This window comes from Spirosoma humi (assembly GCF_054776575.1).
Genome location: NZ_BAAHBR010000015.1, coordinates 1,046,631 through 1,064,197 on the forward strand (window position 1 = coordinate 1,046,631; position 17,567 = coordinate 1,064,197).

Here is a 17,567-nt window from a genome sequence, read left to right on the forward strand (position 1 = left end):
ACACAACTACCAATCATTTGCCATTGTTCAGTTTAGGCTTCCACCCGTTACACGGCTCATTGATGGGACTATACGTAGATCGAAAAGTAGACGGTCGATCAACCGCGGGGCGACCAATCAGCGTAAAATCAATAAACTCCGGCCGGGCTTCAGGTGTTAAGCTTACATGACTTCCCTAAACACATTGTCGGCAACCATTGAAAAACTCATTGAGGCTGGCCACTCCCCCGCTCATACCCTCAATCAGGCTGTCGAAATCGTTGGGACGACTTTAGAAGCGGATCGCTGCTTTCTCTATGTGCGGCAGCCCGATCAGGCGCGTGGACGAACCGCTTTTTGCTGGCGAAAAAGCCAGGCCATTCCCGACAAAAACACCATACAGCCCCGCTGGCAGCCCGATACCGATGAGTTGCCAGCCCAGGACCCACTGATTCGGGCGGGGCTGGCCATGAAACCATCGGTTTATGTCGATGATGTTGACACGGCAGGCCCTGAAGTTCTCAACCGGCAGTTTGAGCAGGAAACCTTCGGCCATCGGTCGTTGATTCATGCGCATATTCAGGCCGACAATAAACTTTGGGGAATTCTACAGCCCTGCCTGTTTGGGCATGCCCGACACTGGACAGAAGAGGAAAAGAGGCAGATCGAGGCTATTCTACCACGTTTGCAGCCCGTAATTGCCGCTTACGTAGCGACTGACCAGGCGGTCTAAGGCGGCAGCATGTTCCGTCATTTGCTCTGGCCGTTGATTCACCAGTAATCTGTCAGCGGAGTGTGTGGGTCTATTCCATTGTTTTACAGAGCAGGTACGCCTTGCTGGCTCTTTTTTAAAGGGCAGCAGACCGTTGTGCATACGTAACGCAAGTAATTCTCTTCGGCTTTATTCTTTACTTTACGGGAAATAACTCCTGTTTATCGTAATTCAAATGTTCGCTAAATCAATTGCTTTCGGTTTGCTCATAGGTCTTGCCTGCACGTCTGTACAGGCGCAAACACCCAATACGTTATCCTCTCAGGAAAAGAAAGATGGCTGGAAACTTCTCTTTAACGGCCGGGATTTGAAAGGCTGGCACCGCTACAACGGGAAAGATACGCCCGCATCCTGGAAAATCGAACAGGGTGCCCTTCATCTGGATGTACCCGCTACGGCAACTGGCCCATCGCGCGACGCGGGCGATTTAGTGACCGACGCGCGTGTATCGGGTGATTTTGAGTTCAAGGCGGAGTTTAAAATTGAGAAGTACACCAACAGTGGCTTCTTTTTCTTTGTGCAGGAAGAGCCGAAATACAAAAAAATATTCGATACCGCTATCGAGGTTCAGGTGGGCGATGATAAGCTTTACCAGAAAGAGGTAAACCATCCGCACAGTTCCGGCGATCTGTTTGGCCTGGCTGATGTGCGGATCCAGGAACCAAAACCACTTGGAAGCTGGAATCAGCTCACGGTCAGCCTCCGAAAAAACAAATTGACGGTGATGCTCAATGGCTACACGGTTCAGGAACACGATCTGACGAGTGCTGACTGGAAACAGCGCATGTCGGCCAGCAAGCTTAAAAATACGCCGGTTGGCCAGGGAAAGTTTAGCGGACGGATTGGTTTGCAGGATTGGAACACCAGCGTCTGGTTCCGAGACATCAAATTGAGAACTCTCTAAAATCTGGTATTTATTCGTTCCGTTAGGCACCGCTGTCACAGGGGCAAATGGCTTGATGAAAGCAGTATAAATAGCAGGAATTGCGGTAGAAAGCGGAGATTTTAACGGTAGCCCAGCCTTCGCGGCCTGTCGAGTTTTCAGATACACAGAATGGGTGCGTAAACGTCTGTATAGACCATTTACGCACCCATTTTACGTACTCATCTACCCGCTTCGTTAAGCGGCAGGCTGCATCACCTGTAAGGCCGTATCCGGCGATTGCAGGTAAAGGTCATAGATCGTTTGCGTGTTGCCAACCCGAATTTCATATGTGTCGTTTGCAAGAGCCTCAACGAAGGCCTGGGCAACCACCGATGGAGCAATGCCCGTTTTGCCATTGATCGGTGCCGAAAACTCAGTATCAACCAGGGGTGGCATCAATTCAAACACTTTCACCGAACTGCTGCGACTAAGAGCGACCCGTAATGATTGGGTATAAGAATGCAGGGCCGCCTTGCTGGCTGAATACGTGGCCAGACTGCCGGGAACGAACGCAACGACCGAAGAAACATTGACAATGGCGGCTTCCGGCTGCGCCTTCAACACCGGCAATAACTTTTCATTCAACCGAATAACCGATAAATAGTTGGTCAACATTTCGTCCTGAGCGATGGCAAAAGCCCCTTCGCTGTCGGCAATGTTGTAGACGAGGGCCCGGCCTGCATTGTTGATAACCAGATTAAGTTTGGGGAAATCACGTGTCAGCGTAGCGACCAAGGCTTCGACGTCGGTCTCTTTGCTAATGTCGCTGAGAATTCCGGTTGCCCCGTCAAGCTGGGTCAGGGCTTTATCGAGACGCGCCTGGTCCCGACCGGTGATGATGACTGTATTGCCGGTAGCCGCTAATAGTTTAGCCATTTCCAGCCCGATTCCGGCACTGCCGCCGGTGATGAGTACGGTGTTCGATGTTGTGTTCATGGTTTCTGATTTTAATTGATTTATTGGTAAGTAAATGGGACAGCTATTCAACGTCAATATCGCTTTGGAGTAGGTCTGTTGCCCCAGTCAGGCCACCCTACAACCGTAGCGCCGGTCGTCGTCAGTAAAATAAGTAGGCGACTCTATAAAATACCGATCGGTATATTTTTAAGCATAAAACAACAAGCATAAGGCTGGAAGATTAAAGTGACCGGGAAAGATCGATGGGCTATTTGAGCAACTGATTGACAAGTTTTTCTACCGTCTTCAGGATTTTATTCAGACTGGCCGGGTTATTGGTCACTTTGGCAATCATAATTCCGCCTTCAATCAGGGCAATCATGGCTAAAGCGGTTGATTCGGGTTCGGCGGTAGCGCTGAACTCCCCAGAATCCTTGCCCATTTTGATGATGTCGATCAGGGTGCGCTTCCAGGTCAGGATAGCTTTCTCCGCCCGGTCTTTCAATAAGTTATTTGTATCATCGGCCTCAATGGCCGTATTCAGGATAGGGCAGCCACCTACAGGAAAGCTCCTTTGGTTGAAGCTCTGGTACGCCTGTGCATACACCATCAACTGTTCATGACAGGTTTTTGCCTGGCTCATTCGGGCCTGTACCGCTTTCAATACCAACGACAGATTGTAGTCAAAGGCGGCTAAAGCTACTTCTTCCTTGTTATTGAAGTTGCCATAAATACTGCCTTTGGTAAGTCCGGTAGCCTCCGTCAGGTCAGCAATCGATGTACCGGCGTATCCTTTGGTATTGAACACCCCGGCCGTCATCTCAATGATGAACTGACGGGTCCGGTCGGCTTTTGACAATTCGCTATTCATGGCACAAATATACCGATTGGTATTTTACGCCCTAACTTTATCGCCATTAATTTTCAGCACAGTAACACCATCGGGTCCGCTGATGCCTGCGTTACCGTCTTTTCAACTGCGCATAGCCTGGCCCGTTCCCTGTTTTGAGGCATCCTTATCCTGGACGCAGTCTGGCAGCGAGCCTGCTGGTTACGGCAGAAAAGAGGAAACAATTAATTGGTGGTTTGCTCAGGGGGAAAGGTAAGTTCGCCCGCTTCACCGACCGGCTTAAACACGAGTACCTGTATGGCATCGTCCCCCGTCAACGTCGTGGCATCATCGATTTGGCCTGTGTGCAGGAAATCAAGTACTTCTTTTGGCTGGCTAAAGGTATGGCGTTCAAACGCGGTGCTCCCTCCGGCTAGTTTAGTCGTCTCGTCTTCGGTTAATGACCCATCGTAAATGAGCAAGTTGACCATACTGAAATCCTTCAGCCGGGCCATTACCTGTATGTGTTCTCCTCCCTCAGTCCGTCTGGTCCGTTGGCAATTTAAAATCGTGTACGTATTTCCTTCATTGCCCATGCTTTGAAGCAACCAGTTGTAAATCGTTTCCATAAGACGGTTCGTGACTATTGTTAGTAATAAGGCCGAGACTTAGTTTACACCAGCAGCATACTGACGAACGGACAGGATGGCTCTTTCCAGCTCAGATTGATTGACAGGTTTGATGATAAAATCAATGGCTCCCAGTTCCCCATACTGCTGACGTTCCGCATCCGTAAAATGGTCGGCCAGCATAACAATGGCCATCTTCCGGCAGCATTCATGCGCGACAATACGACGCAGCCAGTGAGGCTCGTCATTATTGGGTATCAAGCCATCCAAAAGCAGCACAACGGGTGGGGAAGCGGTCAGGTCGGGCCGGTCAAAAAACGCATCCCCTGTTGCAAACCAGTTTAGCTCTATGTGATTGGCCCAGTTCGCGAAACCGAACTGCCAATAAGCAAAATCATCTTCGTCTTCAGTTAGCAAGGCTACCCATTGCCGATTCGTATTCATACAGTACACAGCTCTATCCTATTTACCAATAGAGCTTGTACAGATTATACCGTTTTGTGGGCCGTATTGTTTTATTCGTTACTTACTACCTCCTGCGTTTATAACCAGCGGCTGATAAACTGGCCAAAAACATCTTTGTACTGATCGCTGACGGGAATTACGGTGGAGCCGATCTGTACCGAGTTTCTGGTAAACGCACTGATGTTGTGCAGGGCGACGATAAACGACCGGTGGACCCGCATAAATTGGTTTGCCGGAAGTTTCTCTTCCAAGCTCTTCAAACTCGTTAAGGACAGCACCGGCTTATCAGGATCACTCTGGCGATAAAGCTTTACGTAGTCTTTCAGACCTTCGATATACAAAATATCCGTGTAGGCAATACGCACCAACTGATACTCGACTTTCAGAAACAGGTAATCTTCAGCCGGTTCGGCGGGGGGTGTAAGGCGTGGTGGCGCGGGAGCCGTCTCGGTCCGTTGAACCAGATCGAAGTACTGACGCGCTTTGCTGGCGGCCCGCAGAAACTCCTCGTAGTTGAACGGCTTGAGTAAATAGTCCAGCGCATCGACCCGAAAACCATCGAGGGCGAACTGGTCGAATGCCGTTGTAAAAATGATCCGGGTGATGTGCGCGCCCCGGTTGCTGCGCTCCAGAACCCGGGCCAGCTCCAGTCCGGTCAGATCGGGCATCTGAATATCCAGAAAAATAACGTTGACGGGTGGACCCGATAACAATCCCTGCAACGCTTCAACGGCGCTGCTGTAGCGGCCCGTCAGGTGCAGGAAAGGCGTTTTTTCGATAAACGCACAAACCAGGCCCAGGGCCAGTGGTTCGTCGTCAACGGCAATGCAGGAAAGTATCATGGCAGGTCGAGGGTTAACTGAACCCGGTACTCACCCGCCGGGGTTTGCTCATCAATCTGCAACGCATACTGATCCGGGTAAAGCAAGTCAAGTCGTCGTCGTGTGTTGATTAGCCCGATGCCGTTGCCTCGTTCGAGTGAGGGGGCTTTATCGGCGAACAGCGTGTTTCGTACATCCATCAAAAGCTGGTTCTGCCGCTGCTGGATAGTAATCTGAATCTGACTCGGGTACAGGGCGCTGACGCCGTGCTTGAACGCATTCTCCACGAAAGGTAACAAGAGCATTGGTGCAATGGGCCGGTCGTGCAACGGGTCGGGTGATTCGAGCGTGACCGTTACTTTATCGGTAAGCCGAAGTTGCATAAGCTGAATGTAATCGTTCACGAACGCCAGTTCTTTACTCAGCAGGGTCGTACTGGTTTGTGTATCGTACAGCACGTAGCGCATCATGCGCGAGAGTCGGTGCAGGGCTTCCCGGGCGGTTTCGACATCGAGCAGGGTTAACGCATAAATGTTGTTGAGCGTATTGAAAAAGAAATGCGGATTGATCTGGGCTTTCAGGAACGATAGTTCAGAAGCCGTTTTGGCCTGCTCCAGCGACAACCTGAGGTTGGCGTCCGTTTGCCACTTTTGCAACAGCGTAAGGCTGGTGCTGATGCCCAGTACCAGCAGAATGGTGAACAGGTTTGGCACAATCCAGCCATATAATCGGGGCTCTCCTTTCCCGTCAGGATGAAAAGCCCGATGCACCAGTACAGGTAAGTTAAACCAGGTTTCGATACCCCATAAAATCAGAAGAATAATAAGAATAACGCCAACCAGCATCAGCAGGTAGCGACCAGTCTGATCGCGCAGCAGTACTTTCGGAACGAGCCAATGCGAGTTTGTATAGAAGGTGCCTACCATGAGACAGAAAAAGATACCCTGCCTCAGCCAGAATAAATTGGGAAACCGGATCTCTGAACTAAAGGACTGAGCAAAGAAAAGCAGATAGCCTAATAAACCCCAGCCCAGCACATGACTCAGCAGGGGAACATACCGGCGAAAAAATGGAGTAGCAGCCATAATCGATTGAGAAGCTGCAAGTTTACACCAATTTATAAACTGCTCATCCATCAATCGCTGGTTGGATCAAATTTACCGATGAGTCACCCGTTCCAGCCGATAGATGCCCCTCCGGGATAGCCGGTACGCCCGGTTTCTGTTCCATCGGTTAAAACCGGCTCTCTGTCGACGTTTATACCCCAACGGTCTATTGGGTTTTTACGGGTGCCGGAATCCGTGTTGTTTTGGTTTATCAATCAGCAATACCCCGACCACAATGAAACCATTCTTGCTTCTGCTACTCACCCTCGGTCTGTGGAGCGGTTTGACCGAGATCCAGACCATACAGGCACAATTTGGCCCTCCGGGTGGCGGCCCTCCCGGTATGGGCGGCCAGGAAAACCGCCGGAAGCAGGAGTTTACGGGTGTAGCCGAAGACAGCCCGAAAGGGAATGGTAAACTAACGGGTCTGCTGGTCGATTCGACTTCGGGTAAACCCGTCGAGTTTGCCACCATTGCGCTTATCAACGTAGCCACGAACAAGCCCATCGACGGCACCACGTCGGACGCCAAAGGTCAATTCTCAATGAGCAAACTGGCTCCGGGCGACTACCGGCTTCAGTATTCGTTTATTGGCTACAAGACCCGAGAATCCCAGAAGATTACCGTGGCAAAAGGTACGGACCTGAACCTGGGGTCGATCAAATTACCAGCCGACATTCGGACCTTAGGTGAGGTGGTGGTCACGGGTCAGGCGGCACTCATTGAAGAGAAAGTAGACCGGCTAGTTTTCAACGCCGACAAAGACATAACCGCCAAAGGGGGTGATGCCTCCGATGTGCTGAAACGGGTACCGATGCTCTCGGTCGACCTGGATGGCAACGTGAGCCTGCGGGGCAGTCAGAACATCCGCGTACTGATCAACAACAAGCCTTCTACCATTGTAGCGGCCAACGTGGCCGACGCCCTCAAGCAACTCCCGGCCGACATGATCAAATCGGTGGAAGTGATCACCAGCCCGTCGGCAAAATATGACGCCGAAGGCGCTGCCGGCATTATCAACATCGTGACCAAAAAGAATACACTGCATGGCCTGACGCTGAATGTTGACGCGGGAGCGGGCTTGCGGGCCTCTAACCTGGGACTGAATGGCTCCTATCGGCAAGGAAAATTAGGGCTTACCCTCGGTGGTTTCGGCCGGGCCATGTACAACCGGGCTTCCTCCACACTGGACCAGACGACGATGGTTGGTGGGCAGGCGCTGCGGACCAGCCAGACGGGTACGGCCTTCGATAAACCTATATTTGGTCAGTATACGCTGGGTATCGACTATGACCTGGCGAAAGATCAGTCGCTGTCGGCCAACGTCCGGTATGGTACCCGCAATTTTATTCAGCAGCAGAATCAGCTCACCAGTACGTACGCCAATGAATCGCTGCTGGGTATGACCAACCGGGATGTGGATCGAAAAGACCTGTCCAATTCGGTCGATATGAATCTGGACTACATTCGCACCTTCAAGCCGCAGCAGGAGTGGTCGATTTCGACGCAGTACAGCCGCACGGGCCTGACCAATAATTTCTATGCCGACCTGCTGGGCCAGACGGGTGAACTGACGGGTCGTCAGCGAAACCTGAACAACAATACCAACCAGGAAGTAACGTTCCAGACCGACTATCAAACGCCGATCCGCAAAAATCAACTGCTTGAATTTGGCGGCAAAGCCATTATGCGCCAGGTAGATAGCCGGTACCAGTACCAGGTCGGTGGCAGTACGGGCGAACTGATTTTTGACCCAACCAATCCATCGGGTTCGCTCAAGTATAATCAGAACATCGGAGCGGGTTATATCTCCTATACCTACGTAACGCCCAGCAAGTACACCTTCAAGATTGGCACGCGATACGAACACACGGGCATATCGGCAACAGCTAACGAAAACACGCCCCTCAACATTCCTGATTACAGCAATCTGGTTCCCAGCATTAATGTGTCGAAAAGTTTGACAGGGGGCACGACGCTCAAAGCTGCCTATAACCGTCGGATTCAGCGGCCGGGTTTACAGCAGTTAAACCCAAACGTGAATGCCGCCAACCCACAGATGATTATGGTGGGTAATCCGAATCTGAGCCCCGAACTGACAGATAACGTTGAACTAAGCGCAAGCGCAACCATCAAGAAAACGTACCTGAACGCGTCTCTCTTCGGCCGATTGACCAACAACGCTATTTCGCAAATCCGGATACCCTCCGATACGCTGGCCGGGAGTATCATCACCACGTATCAGAATATCGGGGTACAACGGACAGTTGGAGCCAACGTTTTCTTCAATACAAGCATCACCGCCAAATGGACCATCAACGGCGGACTGGACGGCTATTACGTGTACATGCAGGGCCTAACACCCGGAGCCGACGGGAAGTCGATCACCATCAGCAAGTCCGGCGTGAGCCTTGGTGGTCGTCTGATGAGCCAGTTGCAATTCGATAAAGGCTGGAGCGCTCAGCTATTCAGTTTCTTCCGGGGGCCGATGCCCCAGTTGCAGGGCACCATGGGTAGTTTCTACATGTACTCGGTGGGGGTTCGAAAAGACGTTGCCAACAAACGCGGCAGCGTCGGACTGGCCGCCGAGAACTTCATTGGTGGTGGCGTAACGATGCGGACCACGCTGAACTCGCCCCTGCTTTCTCAAGTAAACGTCACCAACCTCTACAACCAGAACGTGAAGGTGACGTTCACGTACCGTATTGGCAAGATGAGCTTCGATTCGCCCCGCCGGAAAGGCCGCTCGGTGAGCAATGACGATGTGAAAGGAGAAGGCGACGGCGGTGGCCAGCAACAGGCAGCACCAGCGGCTGCTCCGGCGGGTGGCCGTCCGAAGTAGGGTGGTTGCCAGATAGGCGTTCCCTACCGCCTTAAAAGAAGTATATTACAACAATCAATTTTACAGTTTCACTAACCTTTTCCATGACAACCAGACGACATTTTCTCCGCGATGCCGGTGCCTTAACACTCAGTGGTCTTGTATTACCATCGCTCACCAACGCCCATGATCTTTTTTCAACGGCAAACCCCTACCCCATTGGTATTCAACTATTCACGCTTTTCGGCCCAATGAATGAAGATCCGAAAGGGACGCTTCAAAAAGTAGCGGCCGCCGGTTACAAAGAAATAGAATCGGCCTTCAACACCCGGGGCGGTTACTACGGGTATTCGGCGAAAGATTTCCGAAAACTGGTGAGCGACCTGGGCATGACCTGGCGGGCGCATCATGCCGGAGGTGCCCCCTTCCGCCCTCGCCCAACACCTCCACCAGCGCCCGCGGGCGCCGGAACGCCATCCGCTGGCGACGCCCAGCGCCCGGCTCGCCCAGCGATGGATTTCTCTAAAATGCCGCCCATGCTTAACCTGCGCGACAACTACCAGCAATTGGTGGATGAAGCGGTTGAAGGCGGACTGGCGTATCTGGTCTGCTCCAGCACACCCGTAAGCACGGTCGACGAAATCAACAAATCGATCGAGGTATTTCAGAAAACGGGGGAGGCCGCTAAAAAAGCGGGCATCGGTTTCGCCTACCACAACCACGCAACCGAATTCGACCCCGTGGAGGGCGGAAAAACGCCCTACGAACTGATCCTTTCTCAAACCGACAAAGAACTGGTGAAGATGGAGCTCGACCTCGCCTGGGCGACCAAGGCAGGCAAAGATCCGGTGGCGTTGTTCAACGAGCAGCCGGGTCGGTTCCCCTTGTGGCACATCAAGGACATTAAAGACGATAAGAAAACGATAACGGAAGTGGGTAACGGAATGGTCGATTTCAAACGGATTTTTTCGGCGGCTAAAGTAGCTGGGTTGAAATACTTCTTCGTGGAGCAGGACATGGCCCCCGGCGGCATCGAAAGCATCACAACCAGCATTACCAACCTGAAAAAGATACTGGCTTAACTCAATCGCGGTATGAATCAACGTATAACGACAGCCGGAAAACGAAAAACACCGTTGAGCAGCCTGGTCAGCCTTTCGCTGCACGGCTGTTTGCTGATGGGCCTGGCTTCTTTTGTGATGCAGGACGGCCCCGCCAAACCCGACGAAACCCGGTTTACACCCGTCGTGCTTGCCGAAGATCTGGATGAGCCTATGGTTTTCGAGGTAACGACCGACGGAACGGTGTTCATCATCGAGCGCAAAGGCGCTCTGAAAAAATACGACCCCGTCACCAAAACCGTTGACCTGGTCGGGACAATTCCGGTCAACACCAAGTATACATCGGCACAGGGAAAAGTTTCGGAAGCGGAAGAAGGATTGATTGGCCTGACACTGGATCCCAACTTTGCGCAGAATCACTGGATTTACCTTTATTACGCCCATCCAACTGAGAAAAAGCATCTACTGACCCGCTGGGAATACCACAACGAGAAGTTGGCCGAAAACTCGCAGAAGGTCATGCTGGAAGTGCCTACCCAACGCGAAGTTTGCTGCCATACAGGCGGAGGTATGACCTGGGACCGAACCGGCAACCTGTACCTGACGGTGGGCAACAATACCGGCAACCAGCAGGCAGCACAAACCGACGAACGACCCGACCGCAGCAGCTGGGACGATCAGGGCCATGCGGGCAATACCAATGACCTGCGCGGCAAAATCCTGCGTATTCACCCCGAAGCCGACGGCAGCTACACCATTCCCGAAGGGAACCTGTTTCCGAAAGGAACGGCCAAAACACGGCCCGAAATTTACTCGATGGGGCATCGTAACCCCTGGCGTATTTCGATCGACAGCCAGACGGGTTATGTGTATTGGGGCGAAATCGGTCCCGATGCAACCAAAGATTCGGACATTGGCCCGCGTGGCTACGATGAGATGAATCAGGCCCGCAAGCCGGGCAACTTCGGCTGGCCCTGGTTTGTGGGAAACAACCAGGCTTTCCCGGTGTATGACTATGCCAACAAGAAACCGCTGGAAAAGAAAGACCCGAAAAATCCGGTCAACACCTCCCCCAACAACACTGGCCTGACTAACCTGCCCCCAACGGCACCGTCGTTTATTTATTACCCGTACGCCGTTTCGGAAGAGTTTCCGTTGGTGGGTACAGGGTCGCGGTCGGCAACGGGCGGGCCGGTCTATCATCAGGCCGATTTCAAGAACGCCAAACGCCCCTGGCCTGCTTATTATGAAGGCAAGTGGTTGATTACGGACTTCTCGCGGGGCTGGATCATGGCTGTTTCTATGGATGCCGACGGCAATTACAAATCCATGGAACGCGTGTTGCCAACCTACCACCCGGTTGAACCCATCGACATGAAGTTTGGCCCCGATGGCGATATGTACGTGCTGGAATACGGCAGCAACTGGTTCCGAAAAAGTGATAATGCACGACTCGTTCGGATCGAATACAATAGCGGCAACCGCAAGCCAATCGTGCAGGCCTCGGCCAGTAAACCCGGCGGTACGGTGCCGCTTAAACTCACGCTATCGGCGGCTGGCAGCAAAGACAATGATGGCGATGCACTCAGCTATCAGTGGAAAGTAACCACACCAGGCGGAGCTCCGCGCGTTTTCACAACTGCCAACCCGGCAGTCACATTCGATAAATCAGGCGTTTATACCGCCACGCTGACCGTTACGGACACGCACGGAGCCGCCAATAGCCAGTCGGTACGGATTATTGCCGGTAACGAAGCCCCAGCCGTCAGCGTAAACCTCACCGGCAACCGAACGTTCTTTTTCCCCGATCAGCCGATTCAATACGCCGTAAACGTATCGGATCAGGAAGATGGTAGCCTGGCAACCGGCAAAATAAGTCCGGCCCGTGTTGCCATGAGCATCGATTACGCATCCGAAGGGTTCGATTATGCCGAAGTTACTCAGGGGCAACGCAGCGTCGATGCTTCCACGCAATACGCTGTTGCCCAGGCGTTGATCAACCAAAGCGACTGTAAAGTATGTCACCAGATTGCGACCAAGTCGGTTGGACCAGCCTTTACGGCGGTTGCCACAAAGTACAAAGGTGATGCGGGCGCTCCGGAGCGACTGGTGACTAAAATCAGACAGGGTGGCGTAGGCGTTTGGGGCGATGTAGCCATGCCGGGTCATCCAGCTATGTCCGTAGCCGATGCCGGCATTCTGGTGAACTACATTCTCCACATTAATGAGAAAACCCTCAGCAGCTTACCCATGCAGGGCACGTATACCCTAAAACTTCCGGAAGGCGATAAAGGCAATGGCTCGGTGCTGATTCGGGCGGCCTATACCGACCGGGGCGGCATCTTGAAAACAGCGAAGCCCGTTCCGGCCCAAACCAGCGAAACATTAGTCATCCTTCGTAGTCCGCAACTCGATGCATCGTCAGCTCCGGTGATTCACGGGGCCGAGGTTAAGGCAAGAGGTATGGGTAAAGGCGAGAATGTGATTCCCTATGCCAACAGTTACATTGGATTCCGGCAACTGGACCTTACGGGCATTAAGCAGCTTGAACTGGCAGCTTCTGCACAACGGCGGGAAGGGAGTGCCGGTGGCACAATTGAAGTTCACCTGAATGCGCCAAACGGGCCCGTAATTGGCGAAACCACCCTTGAATTAGCACCTGAAGTAGATATGGAAAAACTTATGGCCCAGATGGAGGCTGGGCCGAAACCGCCAGCCGGTGGCACCGGCAGTCCAGCATCCACGCCCGGTAGTTCGCCAGCGGGTGGTGCAGGAGCAGCAGCAAAACCCAGCTTTAACCCATTTGCCCGGCCACCCGTCTACCTGACGCTGAGGAATGCAGAAGGAGTCCATGATGTGTATTTCGTCTTCAAAAACGACCAGGCTAAATCCATTCAGCCTTTGCTATCGCTATCAAGCATCAAGTTTCTGAATCGGGAAAAATAAGTGTAACGAAACAAAAAATGGATTGGCCGTTATGAACGATAGGTTCATAACGGCCAATCCATTTTTTGTTTCGTTACGATCCGCCGGTAAATAATAGGATTGTTTTCCCAGGCCACGATTTGGATGGGGCTTACTACTATTGAGTGGTCCTATTTTTTCTGGGCATCCTTCACCATGAGGTACAAAAGCACACTCAGGCATATAGGGGCCATAATAAACGAGCTAAGGTAGCCCATTAAACAGACAGGTGTCAGGAGCGCAGCTACCAGCACCGTTATCAGTAAAGGTTTACGCATCACGAAAACCAATTAGGTACGGAATAGATTGGCTAAAGGTAAACGGTAGGCAATACCAACAAAGCGTATTTTGTATAGACGGCAAATACTTAGCAGGCTCTGGTTTGTCCTTATCGCCTATATTTTAAGTCAATTTATCAAACTAACGCCTTGTCCCTACATTCGGAAGGCTAACGAACTTGGCCATTCGTTGAGTTTACTCCTTTTGTTTCGTATTTACATAAGATTTACTGTAACCACCAAATAGCATATCTATAATTAACACAACTTATATATTATAAGTATTCTGAAACATTATTGTTTAACACGAAACGCAGATGACACGTATCAGCTTACAACTCTAAGGATAATTGGCCGCTCGCAGGCCGATCGTTGAGTTGAAAATTAGAAAGAGACACTCCCAGTAACCGGATACCTTTAGCCAGAGGAAATAGAGTATCCAGCAGATCCAAAGCCACCTGTCCTAGCTGCGCTTTATGGGTTATAATTCCCGGTGACGTACGACTCCGTGTGATTTGCGTAAAATCAGCATATTTTACTTTCAGGGTAATCGTCCGCCCCCGGCTGGACGTCCGCTCACAGTAGCTCCAGACGCTGTCAATTATTGGCTGCAACGCATCGATCAAGTCTGACGGCACGAGCAAATCCTCGGCGAACGTAGTTTCTGACCCAACGGATTTACGAACCCGGTTGGCTAGTACGGGTCGGTGGTCGATGGCTCGGGCAATGCTGTAATAATGGTGCCCAACCTTACCAAAGTGCCGCACCAGAAACGTTTCCGTTTGCTGGCGCAGGTCCAGCCCGGTAAAAATGCCCAGCTTGTTCATTTTGCTGGCTGTTACGCTACCTATTCCATGAAACTGCCCGACGTTCAACCCTTCAACAAAGGCAAGACCCTGGTGCGGTTTGATGACGTAAAGGCCATCTGGCTTACGGTAATCGGAGGCTAGTTTGGCCAGAAATTTATTGTAAGATACGCCCGCTGAAGCGGTTAACTGGGTCTCTTCTTTAATTTGCTTTTTTATTGATAAGGCAATTTGCGTAGCTGAGGTGTTGGCGGGCAGATGGTCGGTTACGTCCAGATAAGCCTCATCCAGAGAGAGGGGTTCGATAAGATCGGTAAATTGAGCGAAAATGCCTCTTATCTGATTAGAAACAGCCTTGTAAACATCGAAGCGTGGCTTTACAAAAAGTAAATCAGGACATTTTCGTAGGGCAATGGACGATGCCATAGCTGATCGGACACCGAATTGGCGGGCCTCGTAACTGGCCGCAGCCACCACGCCCCGTTCGCGGGAACCACCAACCGCCAGCGGCCGATTTCGAAGTTCGGGATTATCCCGCTGCTCTACGGATGCATAGAACGCATCCATATCAATATGAATTATTTTTCTGGTAGCTGGCTGCTCCACGCCCAAGGCTCTTTATTCAAATAGGGTAGCGTGCTGATGAACAGACGTTTATCTTCACCCTACTACCAGCCAGCAACTCACTGGTCAGTAGTGTCACTTTTGTAGTACCGAACATCGGGCAGGGTAACCGTCTCGTACCAATACATGCGCAACCGGAGCAAATAACGCTTCCAGTCATCCAGTGTAAAAGGCTTGACCGTAAATGAGGATGCGCCAAAACTGTACGCCCGTTCAACCAGTTGCGGTGTATGATGGGCAGACAGCATAATAACCGGCAACGCACGCCCTTTGGGATGCACCCGAATCAGCGCCAGGAAATCCAGACCATCAACACGATCCTGTAAATCTACGTCCAGTAACACAAGTTTGGGAATTTTTCCATCGAGTTCGTCAATATACTTTTTGGCTTCGTCGAAACGATTAACCTGCTTGAACGAGGCTTCGGGAAAACTACTCTTCGCTGCCTGTACCAGTACATTCATCAGCGATTGATCATCGTCTACTAACAAGACAAGGAATTGATTCGGCATTAGTACTAAATGTTGTATGATAACAAGAACCGGAACGCTTCCTAAAGCGAACCTGCTGCCTGGTCTGTCTACGTCTTTCTGCTTGCCAACGGGTGCAAAGGCTCGTTTCCATTCACACGAACGATGAAGCCACTTAGAGTAGATAAGGTACAGTATATGGCCGAATGCCCTGCTGGAACAACCCAATACCTACTTAACCAGTTGTACTCTAACTACCAGATAAACGATCTGCAAACCAATAAGGATGCACGACAGCAAAAAATTACTGTTGATCAAATCTCGCTTTAGTTTACAAAGCAGTCAATAAAGCTTATCTCGTAGCATACTCACCAGAAACGGGCAATTAACCCTTTTGTTTTAGGCGAATACAGTAACTTAATACGTAATCCGGTAAAGTGGACACCTTGCTCTCTACAAACGTAGTTGGTTAATAATCTGGATAAACCATTTAAACCGACCGTCGTTCCCACTCGTTATCCGCCGGAAGGAGTAATTGAGCTTCTATTTTTGACATTCTGGACAGTGCTGAATGAATTGTGATTTATCAAGAAATTCTACTCAGGGTCGACACCAGCTTGATATTTATCAACTATTTCTAATTAAATTACCTTTTTTTAATTGATATGCGCTTTTTAGTTTTTGCTTTGATCAGCTTGCTACTGGCTTCCCTGCTCACAGCTTGTATAGATCCTCTTGCGTTAACAACTATTCAGACAGTGGATATTCTGGTTGTTGATGGCACCATCACCAACCTACCCGAGCCCCAGATTATTCGACTTAACCGATCAAAATCAGACCCCCTGAGCGGCCGCTTTGGCGCCGTACCGATTACCAATGCATCTGTTAACGTTCTTGTTGATTCTGTTCAGCGCATCGCCTGCCATGAAACGGTGGCCGGCAGTTATCAACTACCCAGCGATTTTAAGGGACTAGTCGGCCATGCCTATCAGTTACAATTCACGCTGAGTGACGGAACGCACTATGTGTCAACGCAGCAAATTATGCAGCCGGTACCGACCATCGGCCGCGTATCGGCTAAGTTCAACGCCACCAGCCTACCCGTTGAACAGCAACTGACAGGTGGCTATCGAAGCGGGCATGATGTATCGATCGATTGGACAGACCCGGCAAATCAGCACAACTACTACCGCTGGGAATGGAAACTCTTCGAAAAACAGAAGTGGTGCCAAAGTTGTCATCAGGGCGTTTATGCGATCAATGCGATCCTGCCCCATGTCTATAAAGACAGGTCGTATTATGTTTCCAGCAATGACCCTTACGAAAGCTGTTTCGTGCCCACAAACTACGCCGAGGCTGGTCAGCCCCCGTTTTATACCGGCTTGTTTGTGTATGATTACCCCTGTCGTACGCAATGCTGGGAAATCATCTACAGTTCGTCACTCAATACCTTCGACGATCAGTACAGCAACGGCAGGCAGATTTCAGGACGAAAAATAGCCCAGGTTCCCTACTACGACAGCACGGCCGCGCTGGTCGAAATCAGACAGTTGTCTTTACCTTCGTCGGCCTATACCTATTTCAACCGATTTCAGAACCAGACCCAGAACACCCAGGGGCTGGCCGATCCGCTCCCATCCGCTCCCGTTGGCAACATTCAGAATACCGGCAATCAGCGGGAGGCCATTGTGGGTTATTTCACCGCTTCGGCGGTATCGGCTGTGCGGTACTGGCTGGATCGGAAAGATGTCATTGGCCTTCCTTTTGGCCAGACAGACCCAACCGGGCGCTCTACGTTGCCCGGCTCGGAACTGTTTTATTCGCTCACGCTACGACAACCCAATCCTGAACTCGCAGTCCCTTATGTTCAGCTGTGGGGTGGCCCTCCCCGACCCGTAACGGCCATTTGTGTTTCCAGCGATAACCGAACGCCGTTTAAGCCGGATGGCTGGCAGGATTGACTGATCTCAGGACCGCTGAATATCGATTTCGTAAAAACCAGTCCTGATTCTATCGTGCAGGTTTGGTTGGCGAAGGTGGAATTGTAATTTTGGCGAATTAACGAACGAATCGTATAGGAGTCATCAAGGCTATTTAGAACAGCGTTGATCTGTTACAAC

At 51.2% G+C, this 17,567-nt stretch carries 15 protein-coding genes; 6 read left to right on the forward strand and 9 right to left on the reverse strand.

Going from position 1 to position 17,567, the window contains the following annotated elements; genetic code table 11:
* The first annotated feature begins 166 nt into the window (after positions 1-166).
* Complete coding sequence (locus tag ACYU8Y_RS20690) at positions 167-712, forward strand: GAF domain-containing protein (protein WP_460939985.1); 546 nt, start codon at positions 167-169, stop codon at positions 710-712.
* 214 nt (positions 713-926) lie between these two features.
* Complete coding sequence (locus ACYU8Y_RS20695) at positions 927-1,655, forward strand: 3-keto-disaccharide hydrolase (RefSeq protein WP_460939986.1); 729 nt, start codon at positions 927-929, stop codon at positions 1,653-1,655.
* Positions 1,656-1,871: 216 nt separating this feature from the next.
* On the opposite strand, the gene ACYU8Y_RS20700 is transcribed toward ACYU8Y_RS20695, so the two are convergent.
* The 6 genes from ACYU8Y_RS20700 to ACYU8Y_RS20725 all read right to left on the reverse strand — a co-directional run bounded on the left by ACYU8Y_RS20700 (position 1,872) and on the right by ACYU8Y_RS20725 (position 6,402).
* Entirely contained in the window at positions 1,872-2,612 is a 741-nt protein-coding gene (locus ACYU8Y_RS20700; RefSeq protein ID WP_460939988.1) for an SDR family oxidoreductase, read from the reverse strand.
* A gap of 229 nt (positions 2,613-2,841) precedes the next feature.
* The gene (locus ACYU8Y_RS20705) at positions 2,842-3,444 is read right to left on the reverse strand and encodes a TetR/AcrR family transcriptional regulator (protein WP_460939990.1); all 603 of its coding nucleotides are present in this window, start codon (positions 3,442-3,444) and stop codon (positions 2,842-2,844) included.
* A 203-nt stretch (positions 3,445-3,647) separates the two neighbouring features.
* Positions 3,648-4,031, reverse strand: a complete 384-nt coding sequence (locus ACYU8Y_RS20710; RefSeq protein ID WP_460939991.1) for a hypothetical protein — start codon at positions 4,029-4,031, stop codon at positions 3,648-3,650.
* 39 nt (positions 4,032-4,070) lie between these two features.
* On the reverse strand, positions 4,071-4,475 hold the full coding sequence (locus ACYU8Y_RS20715) for a response regulator (RefSeq protein WP_460939992.1): 405 nt from the start codon (positions 4,473-4,475) through the stop codon (positions 4,071-4,073).
* Positions 4,476-4,573: 98 nt separating this feature from the next.
* Positions 4,574-5,338 carry a LytR/AlgR family response regulator transcription factor gene (locus ACYU8Y_RS20720; protein ID WP_460939993.1) on the reverse strand — a complete coding sequence of 255 codons (765 nt, stop codon included), beginning with the start codon at positions 5,336-5,338 and terminating at the stop codon, positions 4,574-4,576.
* Entirely contained in the window at positions 5,335-6,402 is a 1,068-nt protein-coding gene (locus ACYU8Y_RS20725; protein WP_460939994.1) for a sensor histidine kinase, read from the reverse strand. The genes ACYU8Y_RS20720 and ACYU8Y_RS20725 overlap by 4 nt, the downstream gene beginning before the upstream one ends.
* Positions 6,403-6,658: 256 nt before the next feature.
* Between ACYU8Y_RS20725 and ACYU8Y_RS20730 the strand changes: the two genes are divergently transcribed.
* The 3 genes from ACYU8Y_RS20730 to ACYU8Y_RS20740 all read left to right on the forward strand — a co-directional run bounded on the left by ACYU8Y_RS20730 (position 6,659) and on the right by ACYU8Y_RS20740 (position 13,251).
* Positions 6,659-9,265: a TonB-dependent receptor domain-containing protein gene (locus tag ACYU8Y_RS20730; protein ID WP_460939995.1), complete on the forward strand. Its 2,607-nt coding sequence runs from the start codon at positions 6,659-6,661 to the stop codon at positions 9,263-9,265.
* Between the two features lie 83 nt (positions 9,266-9,348).
* Positions 9,349-10,326: a sugar phosphate isomerase/epimerase family protein gene (locus ACYU8Y_RS20735; protein WP_460939996.1), complete on the forward strand. Its 978-nt coding sequence runs from the start codon at positions 9,349-9,351 to the stop codon at positions 10,324-10,326.
* Positions 10,327-10,338: 12 nt separating this feature from the next.
* Complete coding sequence (locus ACYU8Y_RS20740; protein ID WP_460939997.1) at positions 10,339-13,251, forward strand: PQQ-dependent sugar dehydrogenase; 2,913 nt, start codon at positions 10,339-10,341, stop codon at positions 13,249-13,251.
* Between the two features lie 149 nt (positions 13,252-13,400).
* On the opposite strand, the gene ACYU8Y_RS20745 is transcribed toward ACYU8Y_RS20740, so the two are convergent.
* The 3 genes from ACYU8Y_RS20745 to ACYU8Y_RS20755 form a co-directional block, all read right to left on the reverse strand.
* Complete coding sequence (locus ACYU8Y_RS20745; protein WP_460939998.1) at positions 13,401-13,547, reverse strand: hypothetical protein; 147 nt, start codon at positions 13,545-13,547, stop codon at positions 13,401-13,403.
* Positions 13,548-13,879: 332 nt separating this feature from the next.
* Positions 13,880-14,959, reverse strand: coding sequence for a DNA polymerase IV (dinB, locus tag ACYU8Y_RS20750; RefSeq protein ID WP_460940000.1), 1,080 nt, complete (start codon positions 14,957-14,959; stop codon positions 13,880-13,882).
* Positions 14,960-15,036: 77 nt separating this feature from the next.
* Positions 15,037-15,489, reverse strand: a complete 453-nt coding sequence (locus ACYU8Y_RS20755; RefSeq protein ID WP_460940002.1) for a response regulator — start codon at positions 15,487-15,489, stop codon at positions 15,037-15,039.
* A gap of 623 nt (positions 15,490-16,112) precedes the next feature.
* Here ACYU8Y_RS20755 and ACYU8Y_RS20760 point away from each other — a divergent pair.
* Positions 16,113-17,408 (forward strand): DUF4249 domain-containing protein, encoded by a 1,296-nt coding sequence (locus ACYU8Y_RS20760; RefSeq protein ID WP_460940004.1) that lies wholly within the window; start codon positions 16,113-16,115, stop codon positions 17,406-17,408.
* Positions 17,409-17,567: the final 159 nt, after the last annotated feature.